This is a genomic window from Rathayibacter oskolensis (assembly GCF_900177245.1).
Lineage (GTDB): Bacteria > Actinomycetota > Actinomycetes > Actinomycetales > Microbacteriaceae > Rathayibacter > Rathayibacter oskolensis.
The window spans coordinates 731,270-745,113 of the sequence record NZ_FXBM01000001.1; the positions used below are offsets into that span (position 1 = coordinate 731,270).

The window sequence follows — 13,844 nt, forward strand, 5'->3', positions numbered from 1 at the left end:
CGTGAGCGACGGCTCCGCGCCCGCCGGCGCCGACCGCCCGCTCCGGCGGTCGCGCGGCGGCCGGAGGGCGACCCTGCCCCCGAAGCCGGGGACGGACCCGTCGCCCCACGACGCTCCCGTCGCCGACCCGGAGGCGCCGACCGTCCGCGCGGACAGCGGCCCGAACGACGCGCGCCTGCGTCAGGACGTGCCGCCGCACTACTGACGGTCCGCCGAGGCTGCAGGCGGCCGACCGGCGCCGGCCGCCTCGCTCGTCTTCGTCGTGCAGGCGACTCAGCCCCGGAGCATCCGAATCGACCGGACGCCGTCCTCGACCCGGGTGCTGCCGTCCGCGACGAACCCGTGCCGGCGGTAGAAGGCCTGCGCGCGAGGGACGGGATCGCCGACCCAGAGCGCTGCCGGATCCGCGGCTTCGAGCACAGCGTCGAGCAGCGCGGCGCCGGCGCCGGTCCCGTGGTGCTCCGCGAGCAGGTAGAGCACGTGCAGGTGCGTCCGTTCGTCGCCGTCCACCGGTCCGGACATGGCGATCCCGACCAGGGCGCCATCGTGCTCCGCGACCGCGATCCTGTTCGCCGCCCAGCGGGAGTCGGTCAGAGCGGCCCTCCAGAACGCGACCCGTCGGGGGAGGAGCTCGGGATCGTCGAGGACGTCGTCCGTCACGAGCGAGCCGCGATAGGTCTCCCGCCACGAGCCGACGTGGACGCGCGCGATCTCCTCCGCGTCGTCGTGTCGTGCCTCCCGCACCCGCCACCCCGCCATGCGCCGACCCTAGCGGCCGCCCGCCACGAGGGACGTCACCGGCAGGTGGGTCTCGAGACCCGTCTCCCTTCGAGAGGCGACCGGAAGCGTCGGAGGGCGACCTCCCGAAGGAGCAGGCGCCGTCCGAAACGCGTGCCAGCGTTTCGGACGCACCGTCCGCACCCCGCTCTGCAGAACCCGACCATCCCCGAGAGCCGACCGCGGTTCTTCCTCGCCGCAGGCGAGGAAGAACAGAACGATTCAGTCCACGTGCTTGCCGGAGTTGGCGGTGGTGGCCGTGCCGCCGTTCGCGAGGAGGTCGCGGATGTCGGCGAGGAGCTCGAGCTCGGTCGGGGCCTTGTCCTCGGCGGCCGGCGCGTCGTCCATCTTCTTCTTGAAAGCCGCGTTCTTGAGGTGGTTGATCGGCACGACGAAGGCGAAGTAGAGCACGAAGGCGACGATCACGAACTGGATGAGAGCCGAGATCACGGCGCCGTACGCGATGACGGTCGCGTCCTCTGCGCCCGTGCCCTCGCGGACGACCCAGCTCAGAGCCGAGAGGGACGACGCGTCGAACAGCAGCCCGATGATCGGGTTGAAGATCCCGGTGACGATGGCGTTGACGATCGTGGTGAAGGCGGCGCCGATGACCACGGCGACGGCCAGGTCGATGACGTTGCCGCGAAGGATGAACTCTTTGAAGCCGTTGATCATGATCGGTTCCGTTTCTGCCGGCGGGCGGAGGTGGTGCGCGGAGTCGGTCAGCTCCCGGAGGAGGAGGACCCGGAGGAGGAGGACCCGGAGGACGACGACCCGGACGACGACGACCCGGAGGCGGACGACGACCCGGAGGATCCCGAGGACGATCCGGACCCGCCGCTCCCCGCGCCGGTCGCGGCCGGCTTCGCCGCGCCTCCCGCGGAGTCGCCCGACTTCGCTCCGTCGCCCGAACCCGCTCCGGCACCCGACGACTCCTTCGAGGAGCGCGAGTCGGTGCGGTAGAAGCCCGAGCCGTTGAACGTGACACCCACGGCGCTGAAGACCTTGCGGAGCGCCCCCTGGCAGCTCGGGCACTCGGTCAGGGTGTCGTCGGTGAACTTCTGCTGGATGTCGAAGGCGTTCCCGCACTGGGTGCAGCGGTAGGAGTAGGTGGGCACAGGGGGCTCCTCGGGAGGACGGTCGTGGTGAGGTGAGAGGGTGGGTCAGCGGCGGAGGTCGACGACGCCGGAGGGAGTCACGACTCCGTCGACGGCCTGGTCGTGCACTTCGCTCGGCACCCGGTCGACGAACTCGCTGTCGAAGACGACGGCGTACACCGGCGGGCACTTCTCCATCGAGCCCAGCGTCTTGTCGAAGTAGCCGCGGCCCCAGCCCATCCGCATGCCGCGGCGGTCGACGGTTGCGGCGGGGACGATGATGAGGTCGACGTCGTTGATCGCGATCGGACCGAGCAGCTTGCCCACCGGCTCGGGCATGCCGAAGAGGCCCTGCGTCTCGGTGTGCCCGTCGCCGACGGCCCAGTCGAGCAGGCCGTCCTGGCGCGAGATGGGGAAGAGCACGCGGATCCCGTGGCTCTCGGCCCAGCCCAGGAACGGCCGGGTGTTCGGCTCGTCGGGCGCCGAGAGGTAGCACGCGATCGAGCGGGCACCGGAGGCGGTGGCCAGGTCGATGAGGTGGTCGGTGATGCGGGCGGCGGCCTGCTCGCGCGCCGTCGTGGTCTGGTTGCGTCGGCGTTCGCGCAGCTCCGCGCGGAGCGCGCGCTTCTCGTGCGGGATGTCGGCGGGCATGCGCTCAGTCTAGATCGGGGCCGGGCGGCGCCTCCGCGGGCCTTGCGGGACGCCGCGGTGACCCGCGACGCGACCCGCAGAGAGACGGGGTGCCCTCCAGCGCGCTCCCGAGGGGACGGGGGAAACATCCGCGACCACCGGCTCCGCTACGATGACGCCCCATGGGCACTCGAATCCGCAAAGCCGTCATCCCCGCCGCCGGTCTCGGCACCCGGTTCCTGCCGGCGACCAAGGCCATCCCGAAGGAGATGCTCCCCGTCGTCGACAAGCCCGCGATCCAGTACGTGGTCGAGGAGGCGGCGGACGCCGGTCTCCAGGACGTCCTCGTCATCATCGGGCGCAACAAGAACGCTCTCGCCAACCACTTCGACTCGGTCCCCGAGCTCGAGCACAATCTGGCCAAGAAGCTGGACGACGCCAAGCTCGCCCACGTCAAGTACGCGAGCGACCTCGCCGACGTGCACTTCGTGCGTCAGGGCGAGCCGAAGGGCCTCGGCCACGCCGTCTCGCGCGCTCAGCGCCACGTCGGCGACGAGCCGTTCGCCGTCCTCCTCGGTGACGACCTCATCGATGCGCGCGACCCGCTGCTGACCCGCATGATCGACGTCGCCGAGCAGCGCGACACCACGGTCGTCGCCCTGCTCGAGGTCGACCCCGACCAGATCCACCTCTACGGCTGCGCCGCGGTCGAGGCGACCGACGAGGACGACGTGGTGCGCATCACCGGTCTCGTCGAGAAGCCCTCGAAGGAGGACGCCCCGTCGAATCTCGCCATCATCGGCCGCTACGTCCTGAAGCCCGACGTCTTCGGCGTCCTCGAGGAGACCGCTCCCGGCAAGGGCGGGGAGATCCAGCTGACGGACGCGCTCGAGCGCATGGCGCAGGATCCGGCCGAGTTCGGCGGCGTCTACGGCGTCGTCTTCCGCGGACGTCGCTACGACACGGGCGACAAGCTCGACTACATCAAGGCGATCGTGCAGCTCGCCTCCGACCGCGACGACCTCGGGGTCGACCTCAAGCCCTGGCTCAAGGACTTCGCCGCGACCCTCTGAGCTCCGCGCCTCACGAGAACGGACGGGATCCCTGCCAGGGCGGGGATCCCGTCCGTTCTCGCGTGCTCCGACGAACCGCTTCCGGCGCCGGAGTCCAGTCCTCTTGACAGGATCGCTCGCGCAGTAGGGTCGGGGCATGCCGTTGCCGATACCGACGCTCTCCGAGGGTCGTGTCACCATCCGCCCGATCCGGGTGAGGGACGCCCGTCCGCTCGAGCGCGAACTCATCGCCAACCGCGCGTGGCTGCGGCAGTGGGAGGCGTCCGACCCCCGCGGTGGAGCGGCGTTCGACGTGCGGGCGAGCATCCGCGCCCTGCAGCAGAACGCGCGGGCCGGCGGCGGCGCGCCCTTCCTCGTGGAGTGGGACGGCGAGCTCGCCGGGCAGCTGAACGTGTCGAACATCGGGTACGGCTCGCTCTCCTCCGGTTCGATCGGCTACTGGGTCTCCGAGCGCTATGCCGGCCGTGGCATCACTCCGATCGCGGTGGCCCTCGCGACCGACCACGCCTTCTTCGACCTGGGGCTGCACCGGATCGAGATCTGCATCCGACCCGAGAACCGTCCGAGCCTGCGCGTCGTCGAGAAGCTGGGCTTCCGCTACGAGGGGCTGCGGCGCCGGTTCATCCACATCAACGGCGACTGGCGCGACCACTTCTGCTTCGCCCTCGTGGCGGAGGAGGTGCCCCGCGGCGTCCTCCGCCGCTACCTCGACGGCCAGGTGCCGAGCGAGGTCGGCGTGCCCACCGACGCCGACCTGCGCGCCTCCCGGCGCTCTGGCCTGTCCGGGCCGCCCGACGGCGCGGGTATCCCCTCGACGGGGGCCCGGCTGATCCGCGATCCGTACGGACACACCTACCCGTAATGACGGACGGGGGAGCCGCCTGCTCCTAGCGTTGGTCGCATGAGCAGCGACTGGTTGGGCGGGGGCGTCGTCTGGGCGCTCGCGGCCGTTCTCTGGGTCGCCTACCTCATCCCCACGTGGGTGCGCCGCCGGTCGTACAACGCGACCGAGCGCAACGCGGTGAGGCTGCAGCAGACGCTGCGCATCCTCGCCGAGACCGCTGAGGTGCCCGAGCACGTGCGTGCGGAGGCGACGGCCCGGGAGGTCGCGCTGCAGCAGCGTCGACTCCGGGTGACCGAGACACGACAACGAGCCGAAGAGAAGGCACAGGCGATGGAGCTGGCACAGGCGGAGAAGGCGGCGCGCGAAGCGCTGCGGCAGGCGACAGCGAGCACGCGGCGGAGCATGCAGACCGGCCGGAGCGCCCTGCGCTGGCGGCAGGGAGCGGCCCTCACGGTGCTGATCGGACTCGTCGCCGCGGTCGTCGGGCTCGTGATGCTGCCCTTCGGCGGCACCGGCGCGGTCCCGCTGGTGGGGGCGCTCGTCCTCGCGGCCGGCCTCGGGACGCTCATCGTCCTCGCACCCGGTCGTCGGCGTCAGGCCGCTCCGGCTGCGGTCGCGACCGACACGGCCGAGGTGGCGCGTCGCCGCGCCGAGGTCTTCGAGGCCGAGCTGGCCGAGGAGGCCGTCGCCGACGACGAGGTGCCCGCCGCCGAGTCGCCCAGCTGGACCCCGCAGCCGCTGCCGAAGCCCCTCTACCTGTCGCGCGGCACCGTCGCCGCCAGCGCCATGGCCTCGATCGACGCGGTCGAGCGCCTGCGCGCGGCGGCAGCGGAGGCGGAGCTCGCCCAGCGCGCGGCCGCGGCCGCTCCCGAGGTCGCCCCGATCCGCACCCCCAAGGCCACCGCCCCGGCGCCCGAGGCGCCCCGTCCGTCGTCGCGCTTCGCGTCGATGGGCGTCGTCGAGGGCGTCGACGCGATCGACCTCGACCAGGCGCTGCAGCGCCGCCGCGGGGCCTGACCGCCAGTCGGGTGCGCGTCTCGTCGCGTGCTAGTGTTGACGAGTTGTTCGGGCCGGTGACGGCTCGGAAGGCACGGGTCCGTGGCGCAGTTGGTAGCGCGCTTCGTTCGCAATGAAGAGGTCAGGGGTTCGAATCCCCTCGGATCCACCACGTTCTCACAACACAGAAGGCCCGCTCGAGAGAGCGGGCCTTCTGTGTTGTTCGGGTGTCTGTGTTCTTCGGGTGTCTGTGTTCTTCGGGTGTCTGTGTTCCTCGAGTGCTTGTGTTCCTCGGTTCCCGAGTGCGTGCCGCACCGGCCTCCGCCCCGCCCCCCGCTCAGCGTGACCGGCCGTCGATGCCGAGTGCCCGCCCTCCGGAGTGGAGGACGGGCACCCGGCCACTCGGGGCGCCGACGTCACCGCCGACGCGCCGCGGTCACCTCCTCGAGACGATCACGTCGAACGTCGACGTGCGCGTGTTGCCCGCCGCATCGGTCGCCGTGCACTCGACCGTGGTCGTGCCGATCGGGAACAGGCGCCTGTTCGCCGGGTCGCACTGCACGGGGACCGGCCCGTCGAGGGTGTCGATCGCCGAGGGCGTCGGATAGCTCACCGTCGTCCCGTTCTTCTTGTTCGAGGAGACCCTGACGTCGGACTGGTCCGCGATCCGCGGTGCCAGCACATCGGCGGGCCGGGTCGGCAGCTGCGCCGGGTCGACGATGCCCCAGTACGCCGGGGCGGCCTGGAGGTCGTCGTCGAAGGGCAGCGGCTGCTCCCAGGGGCGCGCGATGGGCCACGTCCGCAGCCAGGTGCGCGCATTGCTGATGCCCCAGAAGGTGACGGAGTCGATCGAGTCGCTCCGCTCGGTCAGCATGTCGAAGAGGTCGCGGTAGTAGTAGCCGACCTCGGCCGCCGCGTCCTCGTCGTTCGCGAAGGCCGGCGAGTAGGGAACGACCGGCGCACCGCTGACGTCCGCGCCCGCGTTCTCGGTCGAGGCGTTGACGTCGAGCTCGGTGATCGCCTGGAGGAGGTCGGGGTCGATCGCGTCGACCGCTCGGATCGACTCCTCGAGCCACTCGACCGGGCGTGCGACATCGACGTGCGCCTGGTGGCCCACTCCGTCGATCGGCACGTTCCGCTTCTTCAGTGCCGAGACGAGCTCGACGTAGTCGGCGCGCTTCTCGGGCATCTCGGTGTTGTAGTCGTTGATGAAGAGCTCTGCCTCCGGGAAGTAGTAGTCGGCCAGGCGGAAGGCCGCGTCGACGTACTTCTCGCCCAGCACCTGGAACCAGCGGCTGTCGCGCATGTCGTGCGGGTTCGCGGTGTCGCCGTCGGCGATCGTCTCGTTCACGACGTCCCAGGCCCACACGGGGCTGTCCCCGTCGGGGTAGCGCTCGTCGAGGTGATCGGCGATGCCCTTGATGTGCGCGTTCATGCGCTTGAGGAGGAGCACCTGGTCGGCACGGCTGTTCGTGAGCGGTCGCGTCCCGTCCATGAAGAACCACTCCGGGGTCTGCGAGTGCCACGCGAGGACGTGCCCGTAGACCTCGAGGTCGTTGGCGTCGGCGAAGTCGAGCAGCTGGTCGAACTGGGTGAACGTGAACTGTCCCTCCACGGGCTGGACGCTCTCGGGCTTGCCCGCGTTCTCGGGGGTGACGGCGTTGTAGTGCTTGGTGAGCAGCTCCGCGGCGGTGCCGACGGTCTCGCGGGCATCGATGGCGACGCCCACGTGCTCGATGCCGTCGGCGCCCAGGACGTCCTTCAGTGCCGGCAGCTCGCTCTGGATCGGCACCTCGGCGACGGGAGCCAGGGCGAAGTCGTCGAGCGCGAAGTCGACGCCCGCCGGGCCCTCGACATAGACCTGCACGCGGTCGGCGGCGGCGCCGAGCGTGTAGGTGCCGGTGAGCTCGGTCCAGCCGTCCGCCGTGACCTCCGCGGCGGCGCCGGCTACGCCCTCGTAGGCGCTGCCTCCGCCGTTGTCGCGCTGCACCGAGACCTTCAGTGAGGAGGGGGAGGGGCCGGTCGTCAGCTTCGCCCAGACCGAGACCTGCACGGCGACGCCGACCGCCAGCTGCGGGGTGACGTCGAGCGCCGCGCCGTGCCAGGGCTGGGTGCGGCCGGTGACGGAGAGGCTCCCTCCGCCGGTGCGGGCGTCGGCGCTCGGGGCGATCGCGACACCGTCGCCGCGAGGGGTCCAGCCCTCGGTGCCGGTCTCGAAGCCGATCGAGACGGTCGGTGCGGAGGCGGTGGTCGAGCCGCCCTCCTCGAGGGCGGACGAGGCGGCGGGCCGTGACGGCTCCGCTTCTGCGCCCTGCGCGATCGGGGCGAGCAGTGTGCCCGCGAGGGTCATCACTCCGATCGCCGTGACGGTCGTGCGGATCAGTCTGTTCATGGTGCTCCCTGTACATCGTCGTACCGGCGTCGGCGGGAGCCCGAAAGGGATCGAGCTCTCCGCTGAGCTGTCGTGTCCTGTTCCGCAACCCTGCGAGCGCGCCAGCAGGCTGTCAAAAGGTTTCGATGAGGAGTTTCGAAGGTTCCGTGCCTCTCCGCGCGACGGAGGCCCTGGATCGTGGGATCCGGGGCCTCCGTCGCGGTGCACCTCGTCGAGCGCCGGGTCAGCCGGGACTGTCGGACCGACCGCTCGGCTCGAGCTCGGCGCGAGCGTGCGCGACCATCTCCGCGAGGGCCGGGCCCGAGGCGCCCAGCGGACCCACCCGCCCCTCGACCGGACCGCAGACCGCGCAGTCGGCGGACCGCTCGACGGCGATCCACACGCTCTGCGGGGCGAGCTGGTGGCCGGCGTCGCCGAAGAGCTCGGGGAAGAAATCCCATCGAGGCGTGGTCGCGATCATCGCGAGAGTCTGACGGCGGACGACCGCGTCCGCGACGAGGTCGCCCACCTTCGTCCCAGGGCCGGTCAGGACCCCGAGTGCGACGAGACCCGCCATGGAGGCGACGACCTGGATCGACGCGCCCAGCCCCGGCTCCGCGGTGAGCCGACCGCCGAGCCCGTAGTCGGCCGGGGGTCTGAGGGTGGCGAGGGAGGCGCCGTCGCCGAGCGAGCAGGCGAGGCAGGCGGTCCCCGCCGCAGGCACAGCGACGACGATCTCTCCCGCCTCCGCCCCTCGGTAGAGAGCACACGACACCATCGGAACGCCCGCGCGGTACGCGAAGTGCGCGAGCCGGAGCTGCTCCTTCATGTCGTCGGTCGCACCGACGACGAGGTCGGCGTCGACGATCGACCCGGCGATGTCGAGGGCGCCGAGAGTCTCGCTCCACGTCTCGATGTGCACTGCCGGGTCGATGAGCCGCAGCCGGTCGGCGAGCGCCTCCGTCTTGAGCCGCCCGAGATCGTCGCTGGAGTAGACCGTTCGTGCCAGATTGGGCGCCTCGATCGTCTCGGGATCGATGAGTCGCAACCGCCCGACGCCCGCTCGCACGAGGTCCTCGGCCATCCGGCTGCCGACCGAGCCCAGGCCGGCGACGACCGCCGTGCGGTCGGAGAGGTCGCCGACCAGGGGTCCGACCCGCTCCCTGCTCCCGGAGGCGGACTGCCCCAGGGCGGAGCGCAGCTGAGCGGTCAGTTGCTGCTCCGGCCGCCGGGACGGATCCCAGCGGGACGGATGCACGATCTCCGAGTCCGCCGCCCACTCGACGATCACCGGACCGGCGGTCGGATAGCCGCTCGGAATCAGGACGGCGATCGCATCGACGACGGGGATCGCGAGGCAGGTCTGTCCGCGCCACTCGACGCTGACCGGCAGAGCGCCGAGAACAGCCTCCTGGTCGCGCAACCACTCGCGGGTGGACACAGCGCTGACGACGGCCAGGCCCACCTCCGCGAAGGCGGTCTCGAGAGGGACCACCTCGCCGGCGAGGGGACGCACGACGGTCTCGCCGTCGACGACACCGACCACGTGCAGCGACATGCGGTGCGTGTCCCCGATCGGGAGGTGCTCGACCTGGGTCGGCGACCCCTCGGTGACGATCGCGACGATCATCGAGGAGATGTGCGGATTCAGATCCAGCATGGTCCTCGTCGAGCGGATGTCGGTCGCCGAAGGGTTGACGACCCCGCGGGGGTGGCTGTGCACCGTCCCCATCCAGGTCGCTGCGCCCGCGCTCTCGAGGCCCGGTACGACCTGGCCCAGTTCACTGCTGATGTCCCAGTGCGATCCCGAGTAGGAACCGGCGTCATCGAGCAGAGCCAGCGACACGATTCCTCCGAAACCGAGCAGCGCGGCTCCCTGCTCCGGCGGCACCTGGGCGAGATGCGTGTGGATGGCGGTGAGCACCCCATCCGTCATCCGGATGCGGGGCGCGCTCACAGGGAGAACCCCGGATCGCGCCCGGCGAGCCGCGCCGACGTGTACGCGGTCCACTTCGCCGCGACTCCCCGGACCGCGGTCAACGACTCGGCGGGTTCGCCTCCCGGTCCGCAGATGATCGTCACGGTCTCGGAACCGAACTTCTGCGGGATGAGATGGACCGAGTGCCCGAACGAGTCGTCCAGATTCGGGAAGATCGGAATCAGATCCCACTTGTTCCGGCGGGAGGGGTTCTTGAACGTGAGGAATGTGAAGTGGCCGGTCTGCCAGGGCGCCTTGAGCGCGAACTTCCAGGCGATGCTCCCGCTGGGACCCGGCACATCGGCCCACTCCTCGACGTTGTCCGGATCGAGGCGGCTGACCTCGTACGCCTCGTCGAGCAGCGAACCCGCCATCCGCACCTCCGGAACCCTGCTGAGGTTCCGCGCCTCCGCCTCGCCCTTCCCGATCAGTGCGAGTCCGCCGCCGGGGGCGACGACGACCGTGTCGGAACCGACGCCTCCGCCCTCCTCGTTCTCGCGGATCCGGTGGATGATGCTTCCCCAATCCGAGCCGGCCGCCATCCGCTCCTCCGGGACGACGGACACCGGCCGATCGACGCCGGATGCGGCGACGATCCGCAGGCTCCCGCCCGGGTCGACGACGACGAGCTCTCCTCGCGGCGAGTCTCCCGCGGACCCGGCGGCTGCCCCTGTCGCTGACCGCGGTGCGACGCGGGCTCTCGACACGTCGTCGTCCGACGCGGACGAGGGGTGCGTGCTCGTCCTCGTCGGCTTCTCGAGGGGCGGGGAAGCCGATGTCCCTGCCACCGCGTCACTGCCCGGCCGCTCGGTCGGGTCACTCGTCGTCGTCTCGTCCTCGACGGCGCGGTAGACGCCGTCGACTTCCTCGAACACGATCTCGGGTTGATTGTTCGTCATGTCCTGCTCCTCAGGGGAAGGGTCGTCCGGCGGCAGCGTCGACTGCGTCGGTGGAGGGGATGGCGGTCTCGGGTGCCCATCAGAGATCCCATCGGGCGATCTCGAAGACCGCCTCCTGGTCGCCGTGGGGTCCCGGCACGAGGATCGCGCCGATCAGGATCGGGTCGGACGCCAGTGCCTCGATGAGGGAGCCTCCGACGGCGGCGGCGCCCTCCGCCGTTCTCCGGAGACCGGCGACGACCTTCGCCGCGACACGGTCGATCCCGGTGACCGCTCTCTCGGGCCGTGCCCTGACGGTCCTGCTGATGAGCTCCTTCTCCCAGCCGGGGTTCTTCGTGAACCCCACGGGCAGCTGGTCGAACTTCGGGACTTCGTGGGCGATCAGCAAGCGGTCGAACTCGATCCCCGCGTCGCTCACCGCAGCGATCCGACGGCGCGCGTGGGCCGGGATGGCGAGGGTCCTCGCGCGGAAGGCGGGGTCGTCCTCGAGAGGGACGACCACCCAGTCCCAGATCTCGCGAGCCGGACGCCGCACGAGCACCGGCTCCACGGTGTAGGGGACGAGGCCGAGCGGCTGAACGAGCCCGGCAGCTCTGTGCTCGATCGACAGGACGCGATCGACGACCCGCGTCGTCGACGGTGGGCCGGACTCCGCCGTGCCGAGGTCCCCTCGCGTCGACATCCGCTTACCCGCCGCTGGACCAGCGGTGTCGGGGAGCCGACGCGCCGCGGGGCTCGCAGGGCGCGCAGGCGTCGTCGCGCGCTCGCGCGGCTCAGGCAGTGCCCGGGGGCGGATGAGCGCGTCCGGTGTCCGAGGAGTCCGTTCGTCTCGCATTCTCAGTCCTCTCGTCGCCCGCGCCCGCGCATCGCGGTCTCGGTTCGTGGTGCGGTCTCGGTGTGCGGCCAGGTGTCGATGTCCGGCCGGGTCCGGGTGTGCGGTGCGGGTCTCGGAGGCGACCGAGGGTGCGCGGTCGCCGATGCGCAGACGGTGCGGGCCGGCCGCCGGGGAGGTGCTCCTCATCCGGTGAGTGCGCCGAGGAGGACGGCGAAGACGAGAACGACGAACAGCGCTCCCAGCAGAACGAGGACCGCGCAGCAGGCGAGGACGATGACCAGAGGGATCGTCAGCACCCCAGCCCCGACCATGACGACGTACGAGGCCGTGACTTCGCGCTCCGTGAGGCGGTGCATCCAGCCGCTGCGCAGCGCCACTGCGAGTGCCAGGAGGGCGAGCACTGCGGCGAGCACCATCTGCAGGAAGGGCACCGGGAAGTCCATCAGAGCGAGGGCGAAGGCCGCCGGGTCGGAGCCCGCGGTGGCGTCGAGCAGGAACGCGTGGGCCAGGGGATACCCGACCGCGTCCAGCAGCGTCACCGCGCTGGCCGTGCGCAGGACCGTCCTCGTGGTGCGCGACACCTCGACACGCACCCGACCGCCGGCATCGAGCACCTGGCGCAGCGTGGGTCCGCTGGGAGGAGCATGCCCCGCCCGAGGCCCAGTGGTCGCCTTCGCCGCGGCGGGCGCGGCTGCTGGACCGACGTTCCCTCCGACGGTGCTTCCGCCCTTGCGGAGGGGGCCGAGGAAGCTCATGCGCGTTCCGCCTCGACGAAGAAGGGGCGGCTGGACAGCTCGCGCGAGTGGACCATCGCCGGCCTCACGCCGAACGGCGGGTGCATGATCTCGCGCATTCCCAGAACAGGAGCGGTCGTCGTCGAGCGCGTGAAAGTCGTGCCGCCTCGGCTGCCCGGCGCTCGCGTCGACGAGGTGGCGAGGACGGGGTGCTCGCCCAGTCGCGCGGACACGACCCGCGCGGACGCATCGGACACGGAGCCGACGGTCACGAGCGTTCCGCAATTGCTGAGGATCGCCGTCCGCTCGTTCTCGTCCGCGAACTGGCCGACGTCCTGCATGGCCAGGATCACGGTGACGCCGGCAGCTCGCGCGAGGCTCAGCACGGTCGCGATGTCGATGCGCTCCGCGAGTTGCGGAGCCTCGTCCAGCACGAGCAGCAGCGGCACACCCGGTGCGGTCGAACCGAACCGCTCGTACGCGTGGTAGAGCAGGCGGCTGAAGAACAACGCGGAGAGCATCTGAGCCATCTGCCCGTCCCTGACGGGCGCGACGACCGTGAACAGCTGCGGTTCGGAAAGGACCTCGTCGACGAAGAACTCCGGTCGAGTGCTCACCCGCGCCAGAGTCGGCCGGGCCAGGACGTCCAGCCGGCCGATGACACCCGAGACCCGGCGGTCGAGATCGTCCGGACTAAGGCTGAGCATCGGACGCAGCCGCTCCGCCCCCGCCGAGCCGGGATAGCGCTGGATCGTCGAGGCGAAGACCTCCCTGTCTCGGAGCATCGCCAGGAGCGACTGGGTCGTGATCCGGCCCCGACGGGGGGAGTCGCGCGCGAGCTCGAGGACTCCACGAAGCAACATCATGTCTTGATTGAAGAAGTAGGGGTCGGTGTTCGGAGGCGCCGAACGGCCCAGGATGCTGCCGACGGCGTTGTCGACATCGCCGTCATCGCTCAGCTCGGCGACCCAGTTCCAGCTCACCGATCGACTCGGATCCCCGTAGTCGAGGGAGCGTGCTCTCACCCCGACCGCACGGCCTTCGCGGTCGACCTGCTCCCTGATCTCGCGGTGCAGGTCTCCGCGCACATCCACGGTAGCGACCGAGTACCCGGCGCGCAGTCCCGCGACGATCCACGGCACGAGGAAGCTCTGGGTCTTGCCACTCCCGGGCGGGCCGATGACGGCCGCATTGCGCTCCATAGCAGCCGCAGGCAGTGCTGTCCGGCCGAGGTACCCCCTGGTCGGGTGCAGGAAACGTCCGAGGGGGAACTCACCGTCCCGCAGGCCGGGCGGGACGGATCCGATGCCGAGCACGCCGCGGTAGTCGTAGTAGCCGTCCGTGCCGCCGTCCATGGGCGGGGCGTCGCCCGGCCCGAGGACGCCGCGACGAGCGGCTCGTGACGAGAGCCCGGCGGCGATGCTCGTCGCGGCGTTCTCGGAGGCTCGGACCATCCCGGTCGCGACAGCGTGCGACGCGCGCCACACGGGTCCGATCCACGGCATCAGCCGCCCCCTCTCGCCCTGGAGCCTGTCGCTGCACCCTCCAGTGGGATGTTTGACAGCGCCTCGTGCCGGCGTGCTATAAATGCAGCCTCTGATAAAGACGCA

14 protein-coding genes and 1 tRNA gene are annotated in these 13,844 nt (G+C 71.1%); 5 read left to right on the plus strand and 10 right to left on the minus strand.

The features are described 5' to 3' along the window. The first annotated feature begins 1 nt into the window (after nucleotide 1). Nucleotides 2–205 (plus strand): hypothetical protein, encoded by a 204-nt coding sequence (locus tag B9Y99_RS03700; RefSeq protein ID WP_085475222.1) that lies wholly within the window; start codon nucleotides 2–4, stop codon nucleotides 203–205. A gap of 68 nt (nucleotides 206–273) precedes the next feature. Here the strand turns inward: B9Y99_RS03700 and B9Y99_RS03705 are convergent, their stop codons facing one another. The 4 genes from B9Y99_RS03705 to B9Y99_RS03720 all read right to left on the minus strand — a co-directional run bounded on the left by B9Y99_RS03705 (nucleotide 274) and on the right by B9Y99_RS03720 (nucleotide 2,525). After that, nucleotides 274–759 (minus strand): GNAT family N-acetyltransferase, encoded by a 486-nt coding sequence (locus tag B9Y99_RS03705; RefSeq protein ID WP_085475223.1) that lies wholly within the window; start codon nucleotides 757–759, stop codon nucleotides 274–276. Between the two features lie 240 nt (nucleotides 760–999). Next, on the minus strand, nucleotides 1,000–1,452 hold the full coding sequence (mscL, locus tag B9Y99_RS03710) for a large conductance mechanosensitive channel protein MscL (protein ID WP_129587879.1): 453 nt from the start codon (nucleotides 1,450–1,452) through the stop codon (nucleotides 1,000–1,002). A gap of 47 nt (nucleotides 1,453–1,499) precedes the next feature. Then, a complete protein-coding gene (locus B9Y99_RS03715; protein ID WP_085475224.1) occupies nucleotides 1,500–1,895 on the minus strand; it encodes an FmdB family zinc ribbon protein in 396 nt (131 codons plus the stop codon). 45 nt (nucleotides 1,896–1,940) lie between these two features. After that, nucleotides 1,941–2,525 carry a 5-formyltetrahydrofolate cyclo-ligase gene (locus tag B9Y99_RS03720; RefSeq protein ID WP_085475225.1) on the minus strand — a complete coding sequence of 195 codons (585 nt, stop codon included), beginning with the start codon at nucleotides 2,523–2,525 and terminating at the stop codon, nucleotides 1,941–1,943. A gap of 161 nt (nucleotides 2,526–2,686) precedes the next feature. Between B9Y99_RS03720 and galU the strand changes: the two genes are divergently transcribed. The 4 genes from galU (at nucleotide 2,687) to B9Y99_RS03740 (ending at nucleotide 5,589) form a co-directional block, all read left to right on the plus strand. After that, entirely contained in the window at nucleotides 2,687–3,577 is an 891-nt protein-coding gene (galU, locus tag B9Y99_RS03725) for a UTP--glucose-1-phosphate uridylyltransferase GalU (RefSeq protein ID WP_085475226.1), read from the plus strand. A gap of 136 nt (nucleotides 3,578–3,713) precedes the next feature. Further along, nucleotides 3,714–4,439 (plus strand): GNAT family N-acetyltransferase, encoded by a 726-nt coding sequence (locus B9Y99_RS03730; RefSeq protein WP_085475227.1) that lies wholly within the window; start codon nucleotides 3,714–3,716, stop codon nucleotides 4,437–4,439. A gap of 39 nt (nucleotides 4,440–4,478) precedes the next feature. Then, nucleotides 4,479–5,438, plus strand: coding sequence for an AAA family ATPase (locus B9Y99_RS03735; protein WP_085475228.1), 960 nt, complete (start codon nucleotides 4,479–4,481; stop codon nucleotides 5,436–5,438). 75 nt (nucleotides 5,439–5,513) lie between these two features. Next, nucleotides 5,514–5,589: transfer RNA gene (locus tag B9Y99_RS03740), tRNA-Ala, on the plus strand. 264 nt (nucleotides 5,590–5,853) lie between these two features. Here B9Y99_RS03740 and B9Y99_RS03745 read toward each other — a convergent pair. The 6 genes from B9Y99_RS03745 to B9Y99_RS03770 form a co-directional block, all read right to left on the minus strand. Next, nucleotides 5,854–7,809, minus strand: a complete 1,956-nt coding sequence (locus B9Y99_RS03745) for an endo-1,4-beta-xylanase (RefSeq protein WP_085475229.1) — start codon at nucleotides 7,807–7,809, stop codon at nucleotides 5,854–5,856. Between the two features lie 223 nt (nucleotides 7,810–8,032). Continuing rightward, nucleotides 8,033–9,712, minus strand: coding sequence for a ThiF family adenylyltransferase (locus tag B9Y99_RS03750; RefSeq protein ID WP_165759526.1), 1,680 nt, complete (start codon nucleotides 9,710–9,712; stop codon nucleotides 8,033–8,035). Nucleotides 9,713–9,741: 29 nt separating this feature from the next. Continuing rightward, complete coding sequence (locus B9Y99_RS03755) at nucleotides 9,742–10,665, minus strand: hypothetical protein (protein ID WP_085475231.1); 924 nt, start codon at nucleotides 10,663–10,665, stop codon at nucleotides 9,742–9,744. Nucleotides 10,666–10,744: 79 nt separating this feature from the next. Beyond that, nucleotides 10,745–11,347, minus strand: coding sequence for a hypothetical protein (locus B9Y99_RS03760; protein WP_085475232.1), 603 nt, complete (start codon nucleotides 11,345–11,347; stop codon nucleotides 10,745–10,747). Between the two features lie 335 nt (nucleotides 11,348–11,682). After that, nucleotides 11,683–12,081: a hypothetical protein gene (locus tag B9Y99_RS03765; RefSeq protein ID WP_129587880.1), complete on the minus strand. Its 399-nt coding sequence runs from the start codon at nucleotides 12,079–12,081 to the stop codon at nucleotides 11,683–11,685. Between the two features lie 170 nt (nucleotides 12,082–12,251). After that, nucleotides 12,252–13,739 (minus strand): type IV secretory system conjugative DNA transfer family protein, encoded by a 1,488-nt coding sequence (locus B9Y99_RS03770; RefSeq protein ID WP_085475234.1) that lies wholly within the window; start codon nucleotides 13,737–13,739, stop codon nucleotides 12,252–12,254. Nucleotides 13,740–13,844: the final 105 nt, after the last annotated feature.

What these genes read in the sequence shown, in the direction of transcription:
- B9Y99_RS03770 (WP_085475234.1), bottom strand. Translation starts at nt 13,739, where the DNA reads ATGCCGTGGATCGGACCCGTGTGGCGCGCGTCGCACGCTGTCGCGACC.
- B9Y99_RS03730 (WP_085475227.1), top strand. Translation starts at nt 3,714, where the DNA reads ATGCCGTTGCCGATACCGACGCTCTCCGAGGGTCGTGTCACCATCCGC.
- B9Y99_RS03760 (WP_085475232.1), bottom strand. Translation starts at nt 11,347, where the DNA reads ATGTCGACGCGAGGGGACCTCGGCACGGCGGAGTCCGGCCCACCGTCG.
- galU (WP_085475226.1), top strand. Translation starts at nt 2,687, where the DNA reads ATGGGCACTCGAATCCGCAAAGCCGTCATCCCCGCCGCCGGTCTCGGC.
- B9Y99_RS03755 (WP_085475231.1), bottom strand. Translation starts at nt 10,665, where the DNA reads ATGACGAACAATCAACCCGAGATCGTGTTCGAGGAAGTCGACGGCGTC.
- B9Y99_RS03705 (WP_085475223.1), bottom strand. Translation starts at nt 759, where the DNA reads ATGGCGGGGTGGCGGGTGCGGGAGGCACGACACGACGACGCGGAGGAG.
- B9Y99_RS03720 (WP_085475225.1), bottom strand. Translation starts at nt 2,525, where the DNA reads ATGCCCGCCGACATCCCGCACGAGAAGCGCGCGCTCCGCGCGGAGCTG.
- B9Y99_RS03745 (WP_085475229.1), bottom strand. Translation starts at nt 7,809, where the DNA reads ATGAACAGACTGATCCGCACGACCGTCACGGCGATCGGAGTGATGACC.
- mscL (WP_129587879.1), bottom strand. Translation starts at nt 1,452, where the DNA reads ATGATCAACGGCTTCAAAGAGTTCATCCTTCGCGGCAACGTCATCGAC.
- B9Y99_RS03735 (WP_085475228.1), top strand. Translation starts at nt 4,479, where the DNA reads ATGAGCAGCGACTGGTTGGGCGGGGGCGTCGTCTGGGCGCTCGCGGCC.